The 15,172-nt window shown below is 68.9% G+C and carries 18 protein-coding genes and 1 tRNA gene; 9 read left to right on the forward strand and 10 right to left on the reverse strand.

The window, feature by feature from the left end:
• Window positions 1-59 precede the first annotated feature (59 nt).
• The 3 genes from VF106_RS04745 to VF106_RS04755 all read left to right on the forward strand — a co-directional run bounded on the left by VF106_RS04745 (window position 60) and on the right by VF106_RS04755 (window position 3,129).
• Window positions 60-1,310, forward strand: a complete 1,251-nt coding sequence (locus VF106_RS04745) for an MFS transporter (RefSeq protein WP_330838309.1) — start codon at window positions 60-62, stop codon at window positions 1,308-1,310.
• Window positions 1,311-1,751: 441 nt separating this feature from the next.
• A complete protein-coding gene (locus VF106_RS04750; protein WP_330838310.1) occupies window positions 1,752-2,240 on the forward strand; it encodes a cupin domain-containing protein in 489 nt (162 codons plus the stop codon).
• Window positions 2,241-2,328: 88 nt separating this feature from the next.
• Window positions 2,329-3,129 carry an SDR family oxidoreductase gene (locus tag VF106_RS04755; protein ID WP_330838311.1) on the forward strand — a complete coding sequence of 267 codons (801 nt, stop codon included), beginning with the start codon at window positions 2,329-2,331 and terminating at the stop codon, window positions 3,127-3,129.
• 12 nt (window positions 3,130-3,141) lie between these two features.
• On the opposite strand, the gene VF106_RS04760 is transcribed toward VF106_RS04755, so the two are convergent.
• The 6 genes from VF106_RS04760 to VF106_RS04785 all read right to left on the reverse strand — a co-directional run bounded on the left by VF106_RS04760 (window position 3,142) and on the right by VF106_RS04785 (window position 7,525).
• Window positions 3,142-3,393, reverse strand: a complete 252-nt coding sequence (locus VF106_RS04760; RefSeq protein ID WP_330838312.1) for a hypothetical protein — start codon at window positions 3,391-3,393, stop codon at window positions 3,142-3,144.
• A gap of 240 nt (window positions 3,394-3,633) precedes the next feature.
• Window positions 3,634-3,706: transfer RNA gene (locus tag VF106_RS04765), tRNA-Ala, on the reverse strand.
• A gap of 33 nt (window positions 3,707-3,739) precedes the next feature.
• Window positions 3,740-4,591: a divisome protein SepX/GlpR gene (gene sepX, locus VF106_RS04770; RefSeq protein WP_330838313.1), complete on the reverse strand. Its 852-nt coding sequence runs from the start codon at window positions 4,589-4,591 to the stop codon at window positions 3,740-3,742.
• 101 nt (window positions 4,592-4,692) lie between these two features.
• Complete coding sequence (locus tag VF106_RS04775; RefSeq protein WP_330838314.1) at window positions 4,693-5,361, reverse strand: GNAT family N-acetyltransferase; 669 nt, start codon at window positions 5,359-5,361, stop codon at window positions 4,693-4,695.
• Window positions 5,354-6,577, reverse strand: a complete 1,224-nt coding sequence (gene glp / locus VF106_RS04780; protein ID WP_330838343.1) for a molybdotransferase-like divisome protein Glp — start codon at window positions 6,575-6,577, stop codon at window positions 5,354-5,356. The genes VF106_RS04775 and glp overlap by 8 nt, the downstream gene beginning before the upstream one ends.
• A 21-nt stretch (window positions 6,578-6,598) precedes the next feature.
• The gene (locus VF106_RS04785; protein WP_330838315.1) at window positions 6,599-7,525 is read right to left on the reverse strand and encodes a UTP--glucose-1-phosphate uridylyltransferase; all 927 of its coding nucleotides are present in this window, start codon (window positions 7,523-7,525) and stop codon (window positions 6,599-6,601) included.
• Window positions 7,526-7,549: 24 nt separating this feature from the next.
• On the opposite strand from VF106_RS04785, the gene VF106_RS04790 reads away from it, so the two are divergent.
• The 4 genes from VF106_RS04790 (at window position 7,550) to mscL (ending at window position 10,036) form a co-directional block, all read left to right on the forward strand.
• On the forward strand, window positions 7,550-8,158 hold the full coding sequence (locus tag VF106_RS04790) for a 5-formyltetrahydrofolate cyclo-ligase (protein ID WP_330838316.1): 609 nt from the start codon (window positions 7,550-7,552) through the stop codon (window positions 8,156-8,158).
• A 102-nt stretch (window positions 8,159-8,260) separates the two neighbouring features.
• The gene (locus tag VF106_RS04795) at window positions 8,261-8,590 is read left to right on the forward strand and encodes an FmdB family zinc ribbon protein (protein ID WP_330838317.1); all 330 of its coding nucleotides are present in this window, start codon (window positions 8,261-8,263) and stop codon (window positions 8,588-8,590) included.
• 86 nt (window positions 8,591-8,676) lie between these two features.
• Window positions 8,677-9,297: an SAF domain-containing protein gene (locus VF106_RS04800; RefSeq protein WP_330838318.1), complete on the forward strand. Its 621-nt coding sequence runs from the start codon at window positions 8,677-8,679 to the stop codon at window positions 9,295-9,297.
• A gap of 217 nt (window positions 9,298-9,514) precedes the next feature.
• Window positions 9,515-10,036: a large conductance mechanosensitive channel protein MscL gene (gene mscL, locus VF106_RS04805; protein WP_330838319.1), complete on the forward strand. Its 522-nt coding sequence runs from the start codon at window positions 9,515-9,517 to the stop codon at window positions 10,034-10,036.
• Window positions 10,037-10,061: 25 nt separating this feature from the next.
• Here mscL and VF106_RS04810 read toward each other — a convergent pair whose 3' ends face one another.
• The 3 genes from VF106_RS04810 to VF106_RS04820 are packed head-to-tail and all read right to left on the reverse strand — an operon-like array spanning window position 10,062 to window position 11,645.
• Window positions 10,062-10,220 (reverse strand): hypothetical protein, encoded by a 159-nt coding sequence (locus VF106_RS04810; RefSeq protein WP_330838320.1) that lies wholly within the window; start codon window positions 10,218-10,220, stop codon window positions 10,062-10,064.
• On the reverse strand, window positions 10,220-10,714 hold the full coding sequence (locus VF106_RS04815; RefSeq protein ID WP_330838321.1) for a MogA/MoaB family molybdenum cofactor biosynthesis protein: 495 nt from the start codon (window positions 10,712-10,714) through the stop codon (window positions 10,220-10,222). Before VF106_RS04815 ends, VF106_RS04810 begins: the two co-directional genes overlap by 1 nt.
• A gap of 4 nt (window positions 10,715-10,718) precedes the next feature.
• Window positions 10,719-11,645, reverse strand: a complete 927-nt coding sequence (locus VF106_RS04820) for a TetR/AcrR family transcriptional regulator C-terminal domain-containing protein (RefSeq protein WP_330838322.1) — start codon at window positions 11,643-11,645, stop codon at window positions 10,719-10,721.
• 104 nt (window positions 11,646-11,749) lie between these two features.
• Here VF106_RS04820 and VF106_RS04825 point away from each other — a divergent pair, with 104 nt between their 5' ends.
• Together VF106_RS04825 and VF106_RS04830 are read left to right on the forward strand one after the other, a co-directional pair.
• On the forward strand, window positions 11,750-12,880 hold the full coding sequence (locus tag VF106_RS04825) for an FAD-dependent monooxygenase (RefSeq protein ID WP_330838323.1): 1,131 nt from the start codon (window positions 11,750-11,752) through the stop codon (window positions 12,878-12,880).
• 55 nt (window positions 12,881-12,935) lie between these two features.
• Entirely contained in the window at window positions 12,936-13,544 is a 609-nt protein-coding gene (locus tag VF106_RS04830) for a mycothiol-dependent nitroreductase Rv2466c family protein (RefSeq protein WP_330838324.1), read from the forward strand.
• On the opposite strand, the gene VF106_RS04835 is transcribed toward VF106_RS04830, so the two are convergent.
• On the reverse strand, window positions 13,537-15,099 hold the full coding sequence (locus VF106_RS04835) for a thiamine pyrophosphate-dependent enzyme (protein ID WP_330838325.1): 1,563 nt from the start codon (window positions 15,097-15,099) through the stop codon (window positions 13,537-13,539). The two genes, VF106_RS04830 and VF106_RS04835, sit on opposite strands and share 8 nt — an antisense overlap.
• Window positions 15,100-15,172: the final 73 nt, after the last annotated feature.

Below are 15,172 nucleotides of genomic sequence, written 5' to 3' on the forward strand. Positions count from 1 at the left end.
CGTGCCAAATTGACACACGCGGCAAAAATACGGGGAAACGACCGCTTAGGATGGTACGGATGAGCGTGGTTACGCACTTGGATCGGCATCGGTATCGCAACAAGCTGGCCCTGGCAACGCTGATGATTGGCGCATTCGTCGTCGGTACGGCTGAACTCGTCGTCGTCGGCGTCCTGCCCCTCATCGCCACGGACATGTCGGTGTCGATCAGCACGACCGGCCAGCTCGTCACCAGCTACGCGCTGGGCATCTCTGTCGGCGGCCCCGTCCTCAACGCCCTGACCGTACGTTTCGGCAGGCGCTTTCTGGCGTGGTTGTGCCTGGCCACCTACATCGCCGGGAATGTGCTCGCGGTGGCGGCGGTCGGCTTCGGCATGCTCGTCGTCGCGCGATTCATCACGGGTTCGGTGCATGGGTTGTTCATCGGGGTGGCGACGGTCGTGGCCGCCGGAATCGTGCCCCCCGAACAGCGTGGGCGGGCGATCTCCATGGTATTCGGCGGGGTCGCCGTGGCCACGGTGCTCGGCATCCCGCTCGGCACCCTGATCGGCCAGGCCATGGGCTGGCAGGCCACCTTTATCGCGATCATCATTCTTGGCGGGCTGGCGCTGGCGGCCACACTCGCCTTCGTTCCCTCCGTCGAGAGCAGCGACACCGGAGGGTTCGCCGCACAGGCCCGGTGCGCGTTCGCGCCGCGGGTGCTGGCGATGCTGGCCGTGGGCTTCATGCTCATGGCGGGCCAGTTCACCGTGTTCACCTATATCACCCCCTACCTCGAGGAGATCACCGGAATCTCGGGCGGCCTGGTGAGTGCGTTCCTGCTGGCGTTCGGAATCGCCAGCGCGGCCGGCACGTTCCTCGGCGGAATCTCGGCGGACCGCAGCCCTACCACGACCCTGTGGGCGGGCAACATGCTGGTGGTGCTCACGCTCGGCGTGCTCTACCTCGTCGGCGCCACGCCCGTTCTGGTCGCACTGACCATGGGCATCTGGGGACTGCTGATGTTCGCCATCTTCCCGCCGCTGCAACTTCGGGTGATCAGCCTGGCCGGCATCGGCGGCAACCTTGCCGCAACGCTCAGCGCCTCCGCCGCCAACGCGGGAATCGCGGTGGGAGCGGTCATCGGTGGCTGGCTCGTGGCGTCTCAGGGTGTCGAGTCGATCGTTCCGGTCGGCCTGCTCATCTGCGCCGTCGCCGTCCCCGCGACCTGGGCGACCAAGTGGCTGGTTCCTCCAGAGGAGGGAAAGGCCTGCCGGATCGTGGCCCCCGGGGTCGTCGAGCCGGCGACCGTGCCGGCCGACGTCAAATGACCGTCGCCTGACGAAGCCAACAAAGCTCCGGTAGGAGAGAGTCCGCCCAATGACTCTCTCCTACCGGAGTTTTGTGCGCTCAATACATTACCGCCGGCCGGTCGGACACATTGACCTGATCTTCGCAAATCCAGTCCTATCAGGAGCTCCCCGCCCCACGTCTCACGGGTACCACCGGCCAACCGGCGCACTCGCCCACGCCTTCGCTGTCCAGCCTCCCACCACCAAGCTGATCTTGCTGAGATCACCCCATTGGACACTTTTGCGAAAACTACAATGTCCACAATTTGGCGATTAATCAAAGCTGGTATTGCCGATACCACCATAATCCATGCCTTTGTAATACCGGATTACCGTGCACTACCCTGTAAGCGTGAGGCATCGTTTCCTGACACTTAGTCCGGACGATCTTGTCGGTATTCCGAGTGAATTGGAGACCTGGTGACCAGTTTGTCGGACAGCAGCGCAGACGCGAAAGTGATCCATCTCCCTGCCCAACAAGGGCCGACCATCTGGTTCAACAAGGGGATGTACACGTTCAAGGCGACCAAGGAGACAACCAATGGCGCGCTGACCTTCGCTGAGGGATCCATCCTGCCCGGCGACGGCCCGCCGCCGCACTACCACGAGGAAATGGACGAGGCATTCTTCGTGCTGCAAGGAGAGCTCGAGTTCCTCTCCGGCGACGAGACTTTCATGTGCGGCCAGGAAGGCTTCGTGTTCGTTCCGCGGGGCATCCGGCACCGGTTCTACAATCCGGGCATACACCCGGCGCGGCTGCTTTTCATGCTGCTGCCTGGCGGGCTGGACGAGTTTCTCATCGACGTCGGACGCGAGCCGGAAGCCGGTGAGATACCGCCGCCGTTCACACCGGAGCAGCGCCAGCGGATCGAGGAGATCTCGCCGAACTACGGCCTCGTGGTCGGCTGAGCAGGAGGCGCGGAGTGGCCGGTGTACGGAAACCGGCCACTCCTTCAGGTGAGCCAGTAGCGGGTTGGCGCGAACGACGGGCGGGGACATGGACAACGAGACAACGCAATGGGCGACGACACCGCCACTGGCCGGGAAGTCGGCCGTGGTGACCGGCGGGTCGCGCGGCATCGGGCGGGCGATCGTGCATCGGCTGGCGGCCGACGGCGCCACCGTGGTGTTCTCCTACGCCGGCAATGAAGGGGCGGCGAAAGCGGTGGTTGCCGAGGTCGAGGCCGCCGGCGGCCGGGCCCTGGCGGTGGCGGCCGACATGTCCGACCTGGCCGAGCTGGAGCAGCTGTTCACCGCTGCGGACGAACACTTCGCCGGGCTCGGCATCACCGGGCTGGACATCCTGGTCAACAACGCCGGTATCGCGCTGCTCAAGCCGATGACCGAGGTTACCGAGGCCGAGTACGACCGGGTGATGACGGTCAACACCAAGGGCGCGTTCTTCGCGCTCCAGCAGGCCATTCCCCGGCTGCGTGACGAGGGGCGCATCGTCTGCGTGTCCACGATGATCACCGTGCTGACTCGGCCGCTGGAGTCGGTGTACGCCGCGAGCAAGGCCGCGGTCGACCAGTTCGTGCGGACCGCCGCCGAGGCTCTCGGCCGGCGTGGCATCACCGTGAACGCCGTTTCGCCGGGCCCGGTCGACAGCGGCCAGGGCGGCATGCTGCGCAATTCCACGTCGGCCGAGGAGCGCCAGATGGCGGCCCAGATGACCCCACTCGGCCGCGTCGGCGCCCCCGAGGACATCGCCGACGTCATCGCTTTCCTGGTGAGCCCGGACGCGCGCTGGCTGACCGGTCAGAACATCCGCGCCACCGGCGGGCTCGTCAAGGGATGAGCGACCCGGTTCTCAGGCGGCCCCGACAAGGTGGATGAACGGGACCCAAATGCCCGGACGGTCGGGATAGCTGGCGCGGAGCCCGGCGGTGGCGGGCGGACAGCGCGGCGGCGTGTCCGCCGCCCGGCCGCCGGTCGCGGCGATGGCGCGGTACACGCTGCTCGCGACGCCGGCGGCACCCGGCCAGTTGCAGTGCGGCCAGTCGCCGCACCGACAGGTGCCGCCGACGAGGTGCAGCGAAGGACTGTCGACCATCCCAGGCATCCGAGTACTGGACAGCGGCAAAACCCCAGCGGCACTGGACACCTTCGAAATCGAAGGCTGGCAACCACAACCGTTCAAAACGGCCCTGGACAAGCAAGGCGAGCGACAAGCTCTCTCAACCAACAGAACCACGCTGGGTCAGGAACCAACCGGAACGTGGGGTCTGCGGGGGTCGCCCCCGCAAAATAATGAGCGGAACGCAAAAGGCGAGCGCCCTCCGCGAGCACTCGCCTCCCAGAGTGGAGCTGCGGGGAATCGAACCCCGGACCTTCTCGATGCGAACGAGACGCGCTACCAACTGCGCTACAGCCCCTGGTCTGTGGTGCGGGGGAAGCGTATCAGACCCCTATTCGCCGGCTGCGCGGCGGTAGGGCAGGTTGCCCGGGTCGTCGAGTTCCTCGAAGGCGGGGTCCTCGTCGTCGACGTCGACGACCACCGCGTTGCCGCGGTGTACGGGTGGTGCGGGCGGCTCGTCGAGGACGCGTTCGCGGCGCGGTGGCTCCTCCTCCTGGTGGTAGATCTCCTCGACGTACTCCTCGACCGTGCGGGGCTCCTCGACGTACTGGGGCTCCGCCAGAGCCGCTGCCTGGGCTTGTGCGTGGGCCTGCGCGCGCCGGACCCGTTGCATGCGGGCGAGCCGCCGTTCGCGGATCTCGTTCTCGATCCGGACCTGGCGGCGCAGGTAGCCGAGGTAGGTGACGAGCACGATGTCGATGGCGCCGTGGGCCCACCACAGCTGGGGGAACACGAGGCCGGCGAGCAGGCCGGTCGCGATGGCGCCGATGATCATGAGTAGGACGACGCGCTGTCTGAACGCGTATCTCGCGCGGGCGATGACGGCCGCTGCCTCGGGGTCGAACCCGCCCCGACCTGGACGGTACCGGCGCGGGTAACCGTCGTCGTAGTAGCTCATGTCAGCCTGGCCCGCGTCATCCGGCACATCCTCCGAGGCGTCCGTGACTTCCGCCACCAAATCTTCCTCGAAATCCTCCCGGATCACATCAGTTTCAATCATGGCGGCCTCCTCAGTGTCGGGTTCCGCCCCCTCTTCGTTTCCTCCGCTCCCGCTGCGCACCACACGTGCGGCCAGTTCGGAGTCGCCTGTCTTCGCCACTTCCTGGCGCTTGCGCACGATCATGGGCACGAGGACGACGAGCCATGCGACCACGAGCGCGACCACGACAAGTGAGCTCGGCATGCCTCGACACCTCCCCCGCACAACGAACAAACGACTCCGGTGCCACGTTAGTCACAACAGTCACATGTGTGTCGGAGGCGCGCCGACACTCGTGTGGGTGATCAGAGGTGCTCAGCGCGACCCTCGGCGACCAGCCGGGACACGAGTCCACTGGGGATGTCCTCTGTGGTCAGTGCGTAGCAGTAGTGGTCCCGCCAGGCACCCGCCACGTCGAGGTAACGGCGGAACAGACCCTCCTCGCGGAAGCCGAGTCTGGTGAGCACACGGATACTCGGCGTGTTCTCCGGCCGCACGGTCGCCTCCAGCCGGTGCAGGCCGGCGGACTGGAAGCAGTGGTCGACGACCAGCGCCGCCGCGGCCGTCGCGACGCCGCCGCCCACCGCGTGCGTGCCGACCCAGTAACCGATCCAGGCCGAGCACAGGGAGCCACGAACCACGTTGCCGACGGTGACCTGGCCGGCGAACTGACCGTCCACGGTGATCACGAACGGCAGGGACATGCCGCGCCGAGCCAACGAACGCAGCGTCGACCACTGGCCGGGCCAGGCGAACACCGCGTTGTTGGTCTCCCAGTCCCCCGGCGTCGTCGGCTCCCAGGCTTCGAGATGGCGTCGGTCGCGACGGCGGATCCTGCTCCACGCCGCCCCGTCGGACAGCCTCGGCCCGCGCACCTCGAGCACACCGGCGGCGACGCGCAGCCGCCCGAGCCGCGCGGGCCAGCCAGGGTGGCGCCCGATCGGGCCCTGACGGTGGCTCAACTGTTCAGCCACGCTGGGCCAGGAAGCTGACCTGGACCTCTTCCCCGACGACGACTTCGGTGGTCTCGTCGTCCACCAGGATGAGGCAGTTCGCCTCCGCGAGCGACGCGAGCAGGTGCGAACCCGACTGGCCGAGCGGCTGTGCGAGGTACTCGCCGTTGTTATCGTCCCGCAGCAGCTGCGCGCGCAGGAAACCCCTGCGTCCCTTGACCGACATGATGGGCGAGAGTAGTCGGGCGTTGATCTGGCGGCGGTGAGGATTTCGCTTGCCCTGGGCGGCGCGGATCAGCGGCCGCACCATCACCTCGAACACCACGAGCGCGCTCATCGGGTTGCTGGGCAGGAAGAAGGTCGGCACCGCGTCCGGTCCCAGCCGGCCGAAGCCCTGCACCGACCCGGGATGCATGGCCACGCGGGTCATGTCGATGTCGCCGAGGTCGGACAGCGCGGCACGGATCGACTCCGCCGTCTGGCCACCGACGCCACCCGCGATGACGACGATCTCACTCAGCAGCAACCGGCCCTCGATCGCCTCACGCAGCCGTCGCGAGTCGCTCGGCACGATCCCGACACGGCTGACCTCCGCGCCGGCGTCGCGGGCTGCCGCGGCGAGGGAGAACGAGTTGACGTCGTAGACCTGCCCCTGGCCGGGGGTGCGGTCGATGTCGACGAGCTCGTCGCCGAGCGAGATGACCGACACCCTGGGCCTGGGGTAGACGAGCACCTTGGCCCGGCCGACCGCGGCGAGCAGCCCGACCTGTGCCGCGCCGATGGCCGCGCCCCGCCGCACGGCGACGTCCCCGGTCTGGACGTCCTCGCCCGTGCGCCGGACGAACGCGGCAGACGGCACCGGCTGGTTGACCGTCACCCGTGCGTGGTGGCCGTCGGTGTAGTCGAGCGGCACGACCGCGTCGGCGAGCGTGGGCAGCGGCGCGCCGGTGTCCACACGCACCGCCTGCCCGGGCTGCAGGCGCCTCGGCTGCCGCGAGCCGGTCGGGATCTCACCGACGACCGGCAGCACGACCGGTTCGGTGCCCGCCGCCTGCACATCCACGCTGCGGACCGCGTAGCCGTCGACGGCCGCCTGGTCGAAGCCGGGTAGCGCGCGTTCCGCGACGACCTCCTCTGCGCACTGGAGTCCCTGCGCCTCGGAGATGGCCACCCGCACGGGTGCAGGCCGAACTGCGGCGGCAAGCGCCCGGCCGAGCTGCTCGTCGACTGACCTCATCGCCATGACCCACCCGTGTGCTTATTCCCCGATCCTCCCGCGCAACCACTCACGCAGTTCTGGCCCATATTCGGGGTCCTGGAGCGCAAAGTCCACGGCGGCACGCAGGAAACCCCCAGGATTGCCCAGGTCGTGACGTCCGCCGCGGTGCACGACGACGTGCACGGGGTGTCCTTCGGAGATCAGGAGCGCGATCGCGTCGGTCACCTGGATCTCGCCGCCGGCGCCGGGCTTGGTGCGCCTGATCGCGTCGAAGATGGCCCGGTCGAGCAGGTACCGGCCGGCCGCGGCGAACGTCGAGGGCGCCTCCTCCGGCGACGGCTTCTCCACCATGCCGTTGACCTTCTTGACGTCCGGGTCCTCGGTGTCCTCGACGTCGAAGACACCGTAGGGGGAGATCTCCTCCTTGGGGATGTCGAACGCGCACAGGACGGTGCCGCCGTAGCGCGCCCGGGTGGCGATCATGCGGCTGAGCACCCCGCGCGGGAGGACCAGGTCGTCGGGGAGCAGGACGGCCACGGCCTGCTCGTCGTCGTCGAGGTTGGGCTCCGCGCACCCGATGGCGTGCCCGAGGCCGAGGGCCTTCTCCTGGATGGCGGTCTGCACGGAGGCCAGCAGGTTGGGCGCGCGGGTGATCTTCTCGACGAGCTTGGCCTTGCCCCGGCTCCTCAGCTCCTCCTCCAGCTCGGGCTGCGGCCGGAAGTACTGTGCGACGGCGTCCTTGCCGGGCGAGGTGATGATGACGAGCTTGTCGAGGCCGGCCTCGGCGGCCTCGGTCGCCACGTGCTCGATGCCCGGGGTGTCGACGACCGGCAGCAGTTCCTTCGGTACGGACTTGGTGGTCGGCAGGAACCTGGTCCCCAGACCGGCGGCCGGCACGATGGCGGTTCGGATGCCGGCGGCCCGGGTCGCCTCGTGGCCGGAAGTGACTGCGGTGGTATGCGCCATGGACAGCGACTCTAACCTCATGACGTGGCCCGGCCTGGGAGTGATCCAAGTCAAGATGCCGCACACACCAAGTGGCGGTGGCGCAAGGAGCTGGTCGCCGAGCGTCGCCGCGTGCCCGCCGCGGTGCGGTTCTCTGAGGCCCTCTCGCTGTCAAAACACCTGACCAGCGGTCGAATCGTCAGACCGGGGCAGACCGTCTGCGCCTACGTGCCGATCGGCTCGGAGCCGGGGTCCGCGCAGATGCTGGAGGACCTTACCGACTTCGGCGCGCGGGTGCTGCTGCCGGTGGTCACGGGCGAAGGGCCGCTCGACTGGGGCTGGTACGCGGGCAAGGATTCGCTGCGGCCCGGCCCTTATGGCCTGCGTGAGCCGAACGGGGAGTTACTGGGCTCGTTCGCGCTCCGGATCGCCGATCTCGTGCTCGTGCCGGCACTCGCGGTGGACAAGAACGGTGTTCGTCTCGGACGTGGCGCTGGTCACTACGATCGCACCCTTTCGGACACGGCGTCCGGTACGCATCTGGTGGCCGTGGTCCGTGACCAGGAGATTTTCGAGTCGTTGCCGGCCGAGCCGCACGACGTTCGGATGACGGCGGTGCTCACACCGAACCGGGGACTACTGCGCTTCGTGTGAGACGCGAGGGGTCGTTTGCGCTGGGGGCATAATCTGACGCATCATTGCTGTTAGCACTCCATGGTGAGGAGTGCCAGCGAATTGGGGAAGAGGGAGCCACCGGTGCCCACTTATCAGTACGCGTGTACGGCGTGCGACCACCGCTTTGACGCGGTGCAGTCGTTCAGCGACCCGTCGTTGACCGAGTGCCCGGAGTGCGGCGGCAAGTTGCGCAAGCTGTACGGCTCCGTTGGCGTGGTGTTCAAGGGCAGCGGCTTCTACCGCACCGACAGCCGCTCGGAGAGCAAGTCGACGGCCTCGTCCTCGTCGTCCTCCTCGTCGACCTCGTCGGAGAAGTCCAGCTCCTCGTCGGAGAAGTCGACGTCCACGACGTCCTCGTCCACACCGTCGTCCACGTCCACCTCGACGTCCTCGGCGAAGGTCGCCTCCTGACGGAGTTGTCCACAGCCCACTGAGTTGTCCACAACCGCCCGGTAACCCGGGCGGTTGTGTCGTTCCCCCGCCGTAGTTTCGACGTCATGCGGTCACTCCGGCTGAAGAAACCACGGTTGAGCACCTGGCCACGCTGGCTGGCACTGCGCCGCGTCACCGCGTTGGTCCTGGTGCTGCTGGCCGCGGTCCTGGCGGTGCGGCCGGTGGACCACGCCGCCGACCCGACGGTCCCGATGCTGGTCACCACCCGCGACCTGCCGCCGGGCACCACGCTGCGCGCCACCGACGTCGAGGTGACCCGGTTGCCTCCGTCGTTACGCCCTCCCGCCGCGCTGACCGCACCCGAGCAGGTCAGGGGGCGGGTGCTGGCAGGCGCGACCACCGAGGGCGAACCGCTGACGCAGGCCCGCCTGGTAGGCCCGGAGAACGCACGCCTGACCGCGGGCACCCCGGAAGCGGCCGCCGTCCCGTTCCGCTTGGCCGACCCGGCAGTGGCCGACCTGCTGACCCCAGGCGTCCGAGTCGACGTGGTCACGGTGTCCGCGACGAACGCGGACCCCGTCGTACTGGCCGCGAACGCGGCCGTACTGACAATCCGCGCAGCGGACACCGACTCGAGCCTCGTGGTGATAGCCCTCCCGCGAGAGGAGGCAACCCGAGTAGCGGCAGCCTCACTGGGCCAACCAGTGACAGTCACCCTGCGGTGACCAGCCCCGCTGCGCGAGGAGGCCACGACCGAGAGACCTGCCGCGCGAGCCCGTAGCGGGCGGCCGTTGTGGCTGCGGACTGGCCGCCGCACGCCCGGCCGGAGCGAGCCCGGGCGGGCGCGATGCCCATCCAGCGGGACGCGGAGTGGGTTGACTCCCGCGACGCTCCGTGGCTCACTACGCTGCGTTCCGCAAACAGACGCGAAAGGAGGCGCCGGTGCTGAAGGGCTTCAAGGACTTCCTCATGCGCGGGAACGTCGTCGAACTGGCCGTCGCGGTGATCATCGGGACCGCGTTCACCGCGATCGTGACCGCCATCGCCGACAGTTTCATCAAGCCGCTGATCGCCGCTTTCGGCGGGGCCAACGTGACCGGTCTGGCGTGGACGATCGTCGGCGGAAACCCCGAGTCCACGATCGACTTCGCGGCCATCATCACCGCTGGGCTGAACTTCCTGATCATCGCCGCGATCGTCTACTTCATCATCGTCATGCCGTTGAAGCAGCTCGAGGAACGCCGCAGGCGCGGCGAAGAACCCGGTCCGACGGTGCCGACGGACAACGAGCTGCTCACCGAGATCCGCGACCTGCTCCGCCAGCAACAAGGCGGCTCACAGACCTACCAGCAGCAGAGCCCGCCGCCGAACTCCCATCAGCAGAGCCTCCCGCACAACTCCCACCAGCAGCAGCGCCCACAGCAGTCACTACCCCCACACCAGCAGCAGCGCCGTCCGTACTGAGCGGACCGAAACTCCAGCGGCCGCGTCAGTCGCGGTCGTGGTGGGGTGGGCGTTCCCGTTCGTACCAGTCGTCGCGGTTGTCGTCGCGGGGCTCGGGGTCGCGTTCGTCGGACGTGGTCGACGGGAGGACCTCGCCGAAGATCTCGTCGAGGTCCTTGTTCCTGCGGGGGCGGTCGGCGGGCATCAGTCCAGTGCGGACAGTTGGTCGATGACGTGGGGCACGAGCGCGGACAGCGTGGCCATTCCGTCGCGCACGGCCGAGCGTGACCCGGCCAGGTTGACCACCAGTGTGCTGCCCGAGATGCCGACCAGTCCGCGCGAGATGCCGGCGTCCACCGCGCCGGCCGCGAGCCCGGACGAGCGGATGGCCTCCGCGATGCCGGGGATCGGCCGGTCGAGGACACCCTGCGTCGCGTCCGGGGTGACGTCCCGAGGGGACACGCCCGTGCCGCCGACGGTGATCACCACATCGACACCGCCGATCACGGCGGTGTTCAGCGCGTTGCGGATGTCCACGGACTCCCCGGCCACGGCCACGGTCCCGTCGACGATGAACCCGTTCTCCTCCAAGAGCTCGGTCACCAGTGGTCCCACGGTGTCCTCGTGCTCGCCGTGTGCCACGCGGTCGTCCACGATCACGATGAGGGCCCTGCCGAGCCGCTGCGCGCTCCGTTCCATGCGCTCACCGTAGCCGGACCGGCCCACCCGCCGACGGCAGCCCAGCCAGCCCCGCGAGCAGGTGTCGCAGCCCGAACTCGAACTGCTCGTCGAGGTCCAGGTCGAAGTCCGCCCTGGTCACGACTGTGTGGAAAGTCGGGTACGCCCCGGACGACATCAGCGAGTGGTACGTGTCGCCCTGCGCGTCGACGAACTCCGTGTACGTGATTCCAGTCTCTTGTTCGGCGACGGCCTCCGGCTCCAGGCTGATCGCGAGCCCTCGTACGTAGCTGAACAGCGTCAGGTGCACCTGGAAAATGTGCCGCGCCCCGAGTCCGGCCGCGTGCATCGCGCTCATCACCCACTCGCCGTAGGCCAGCGCGTTCGGCGTGACCTGCGGTCGGGTGAGCGACATGGCCGGCGCCACCCACGGGTGCCGCCGAAAGATCAGCCACAGCCGCCGCGCCCCTGCCTCCGCCGCCTCGAGCCAGTCCGGAGGCGGCGGCGAGGTGAACGGGTGATCGGCGAACGCGGTGTCGATCATCTGCGCCACCAGTTCGTCCTTACTGGGCACGTGCCGGTACAGCGACATGGTCGCGACCCCGAGCTCGGTGGCCACGCGCCTCATCGACAGGGCGGCCGAGCCCTCCGCGTCGGCGATCACGATGGCCGCACGCACCACGTCCGCGCGCGTGACCTCCGGCGACGGCACCCGTGGTCGCGTCGGAGCCGCGACGGACGGCAGCCCACTCGCCACCACCGTGCCGATCCCTGGCCGCGCGGTGACCAGCCCCTCCTGCCGCAAGGTCGTGAGTACCCGCGTGGCCGTCGCCATCGCCACTCCCCACTGCCGGGTGATCTGCCGCGTGGACGGCACCCGATCTCCCGGCTTGAGCTCACCGGCGACTATCCGCCGCCGGATGCTGGCCACGATCTCCGCCGAATCGGCCACCACAACCTCCTCCGCACTAGTGCACCTGCGCGGCATTTCACACGAAAAGCCTGGCGCACTAGTACAGATACAGTGTACATACACCGACAACAAGGGGAGAAACCATGAACGTCCTGATCTCCGGCGCCAGCGTCGCGGGCCCCGCCCTGGCCTACTGGCTGCACCGCAACGGCGCCCGGGTCACGATCGTGGAGCGCGCCGACGCGGTCCGCCCGGGCGGGCTGCCCATCGACTTCCGCGGCACGGCGATGCGGGTGCTCGACGAGATGGGCATCCTGGCCGAGTTGCGGAGCCGCGCCACCGGGTCCGGCGACACGGCGGTCGTGGACGCGGACGGCAACCGGATCGCGACCATGCCACGCGAGATCTTCGGCGGCGACCTGGAGGTGCCGAAGGAGGACCTCACCCGCATCCTCTACGACCTGACTAAGGACGACACCGAATACGTCTTCGGCGACACGATCACCGCCCTCACGCAGGACACCGACGGAGTGCGGGTCGAGTTCGAGCACGCCCCGCCCAGCACGTTCGACTTCGTGGTCGGCGCCGACGGCCTGCACTCGCGGGTCCGGGCCCTCGCGTTCGGCCCGGAGACGGGGTTCACCCACTCGATGGGTTACGCCTTCACCGCCTTCAGCATGCCCAACTACCTGAACCTGGAGCACTCGGGACTGTCCCACGTGGCCGGTGACCGATCGGTGAACGTGGGCGCGATCAGGAACAACACCGAGGCCATGGCGTTCTTCATGTTCCCGGCGCCGGACGTGCCGAGGAACCGCGAGGCACAGGAACAGGCGGTCCGCACGGCCTACGAGCACGTCGGCTGGGAGGCGCCGAACCTGCTGGCCGCCATGTCGGCGGCGACGGACTTCTACTTCGACGAGCTGAGCCAGATCGTCATGCCGACGTGGTCGACCGGCCGCGTCGCGCTCGTGGGTGACGCGGGCTACTGCGCGTCGCCCATGTCGGGTCGCGGCACCTCGCAGGCGCTGCTGGGCGCCTACGTCCTGGCGGGCGAGCTGTCCACACAGGACAGCCACGAGAAGGCCTTCGCGGAGTACGAGCACGCACTGCGTGACTACGTGGCGGCGAACCAGGAAATGGCCCGCCAGGCACGCGACATGTTCGGCCTCACCCCGACACAGGAAATGTTCGACGCGATGGCCGCGGCGGGCACGGACGATGACTCGTCGGACAACGTGACGCTGAAGGACTACGTGCGTTTGGCCCAGTGAGGAAGGTCGAAATTGGCTCTTGGGTGGGACCATTCCGGTTTCTACCGTGTGCGGCATGACGAACGTGGACATGTGGTTCGACCCGAAGTGCCCGTGGGCGTGGATCGCGTCGCGGTGGTTGCTGGAGGTCGAGCGGGTGCGGGACGTCCAGGTCCGCTTCCACGTGCTGAGCCTCGCCGTGCTGAACCAGGGCCGTGGGGTCGAGCCGTGGTACCGGGAGTGGCTGGACAGCGCGTGGGGCCCGGCACGGGTGGCGACGGCCGTCGAGCAGAAGTTCGGCGCCGAGGAGGTCCTGGCTGTCTACACCGCGCTCGGCAACCGCATCCACCTGGAGAAGCAGCCACTGGGCCGCGAGCTGTACGTCGCCGCGCTGACCGAGGCCGGGCTGCCGGCAGAGCTGGCCAACGCCGCCGACTCGACCGAGCTCGACGACGTCATGCTGGCCGGCAACCGTGCGGGGCTCGAGCCCGTCGGCGAGGACCTCGGCACGCCGGCGATCCGCGTGACGATGCCGGACGGCTCGGTGAACGCGTTCTTCGGCCCGGTCGTCTCGCCGACCCCACGCGGTGAGGCCGCCGGCCAGCTGTGGGACGGGGTGCTGCTCGTGGCGGGCACCCCGGGGTTCTTCGAGCTGAAAAGGGCCCGCACCAGCCCTCTCAGCTGATGTCGATCTCGATCAGTGCGGCCTTGCCGAGTGTCCGGTCGAGCGCGGCGGCGAACTCGTCGGGCGTGCGCACCCGCTCGCCCAGCGCCCCGAACGCGCGGGCGAACGCGGCGAAGTCGGGGTTCACCAGGCTGGTGCCGAACTCCCGGCCGGGGAAGCGGCGCGTCTGGTGGTCGCGAATCGTGCCGTACGAGCCGTTGTTGACGACGATCACCAGCGGCGCCAGCCCGTACCGGACGGCGGTGGACAGCTCCTGCCCGGTCATGAGGAAGCACCCGTCGCCGGCGAACGCGACCGCCGGGCGATCCGGGTGGACGAGCTGCGCCGCGACGGCCGCCGGCAACCCGAACCCCATGGAGCCGGACTGGGTGCCGAGCTGCGACGGGTAGGTCGTGAACCGGTGGTGCTTCTGCGGCCAGGCGGTGTACGCGCCGGCGCCGGTGCTGATGATCGGATCGGGCACTCGCTCGTCCAGCACCCGCATGAACTCGGCGGCGACCGACGGTTCCGGCCCACGCAGGTAGTTGTCCCGCAACCGGGTCAGCCAGGCCGACGGCTGACCGTGCTCCCTCGGCAGGGCCGCCGCGAACCGTGCCGGCCCGGCGACGATCGCGAGGTCGGCCCGGTGCACCTGTTGCAGCACATCGGGATCCGGGTGCACGTGGAGCAGTTTCTGTTTGGGCGCGGGCACCTCGAGCAGCTGGAAGTCGTCGACGGTGAGGGCGTCGGGCCGGGTACCGACGAAGGCGAGCACGTCGGCGTCGCCGACCGCCCGCGCCAACCCGGCCGTGGTGTTGAGCCCCAACGTGCCGGCGAAGACGGGCGAGCGGTGATCGACGAGGTCCTGGTGCCGTACCGCGGTCGCGAGTGGAATCCCTGCCGCCTCAGCGAAAAGCCGCACGTTGACCGTCGCCTCCACGGTCCACCCGGAGCCACCGACGACCAGCAACGGTCGCTCGGCCTCCCGAAGTATACGGACGACCGTATGTATATCTGCCGGGTCTGGCGCCGGCACGACGGGTGGCACGGCCGGCACGACCTCCGCGGCGGTCGACGCGGACAGCACGTCCTCGGGCAGTTCCAGCACGACGGGCCCCGGCTCACCGGACACGGCGGTCACCATGGCCCGCGCGACCAGCTCCGGCACCCGGTCGGGCACGTCGACCCGGTACACGGCCTTGGCGAGCGGCGCGAACATCGCCCGGATGTCGACCTCCTGGAACGCCACCCGGTCCCGGTTGGTGGTCGGCACCTGCCCGACCAGCAACAGCATCGGCACGGCGTCCTGGCGAGCGACGTGCACCCCGCCACTGGCATTGGTGGCGCCGGGCCCACGGGTGACGAGGCAGACCCCGGGCCGCCCGGTGAGCTTCCCGTATGCGGCGGCCATCATCGCGGCCCCGGTCTCCTGCCGCGCGGTGATCAGGCGAACCTTGTCCCGGTGGGCGTAGAGCCCGTCGAGCACGGGCAGGTAGCTCTCCCCCGGCACACAGAACGCGAGATCGACACCGCAGGCGAGAAGCTGTTCAACGAGCGCGTGACCGGCAAGACGCATCAGCCCAGTCTGCCGCCCTGAGCGGGCCGCCGGCGAACACCGAGCGGAACGAGGCGAAGCGCCGAGCTCCAGC

This window comes from Actinophytocola sp., assembly GCF_036378875.1.
Classification (GTDB): domain Bacteria; phylum Actinomycetota; class Actinomycetes; order Mycobacteriales; family Pseudonocardiaceae; genus Actinophytocola.

Bases quoted from the DNA above. Each gene is read 5' to 3' on its own strand.
- VF106_RS04745 (WP_330838309.1), top strand. From the start codon at position 60: ATGAGCGTGGTTACGCACTTGGATCGGCATCGGTATCGCAACAAGCTG.
- VF106_RS04755 (WP_330838311.1), top strand. From the start codon at position 2,329: ATGGACAACGAGACAACGCAATGGGCGACGACACCGCCACTGGCCGGG.
- VF106_RS04760 (WP_330838312.1), bottom strand. From the start codon at position 3,393: ATGCCTGGGATGGTCGACAGTCCTTCGCTGCACCTCGTCGGCGGCACC.
- sepX (WP_330838313.1), bottom strand. From the start codon at position 4,591: ATGCCGAGCTCACTTGTCGTGGTCGCGCTCGTGGTCGCATGGCTCGTC.
- glp (WP_330838343.1), bottom strand. From the start codon at position 6,577: ATGAGGTCAGTCGACGAGCAGCTCGGCCGGGCGCTTGCCGCCGCAGTT.
- VF106_RS04785 (WP_330838315.1), bottom strand. From the start codon at position 7,525: ATGGCGCATACCACCGCAGTCACTTCCGGCCACGAGGCGACCCGGGCC.
- VF106_RS04800 (WP_330838318.1), top strand. From the start codon at position 8,677: ATGCGGTCACTCCGGCTGAAGAAACCACGGTTGAGCACCTGGCCACGC.
- VF106_RS04810 (WP_330838320.1), bottom strand. From the start codon at position 10,220: ATGCCCGCCGACCGCCCCCGCAGGAACAAGGACCTCGACGAGATCTTC.
- VF106_RS04815 (WP_330838321.1), bottom strand. From the start codon at position 10,714: ATGGAACGGAGCGCGCAGCGGCTCGGCAGGGCCCTCATCGTGATCGTG.
- VF106_RS04825 (WP_330838323.1), top strand. From the start codon at position 11,750: ATGAACGTCCTGATCTCCGGCGCCAGCGTCGCGGGCCCCGCCCTGGCC.
- VF106_RS04830 (WP_330838324.1), top strand. From the start codon at position 12,936: ATGACGAACGTGGACATGTGGTTCGACCCGAAGTGCCCGTGGGCGTGG.
- VF106_RS04835 (WP_330838325.1), bottom strand. From the start codon at position 15,099: ATGCGTCTTGCCGGTCACGCGCTCGTTGAACAGCTTCTCGCCTGCGGT.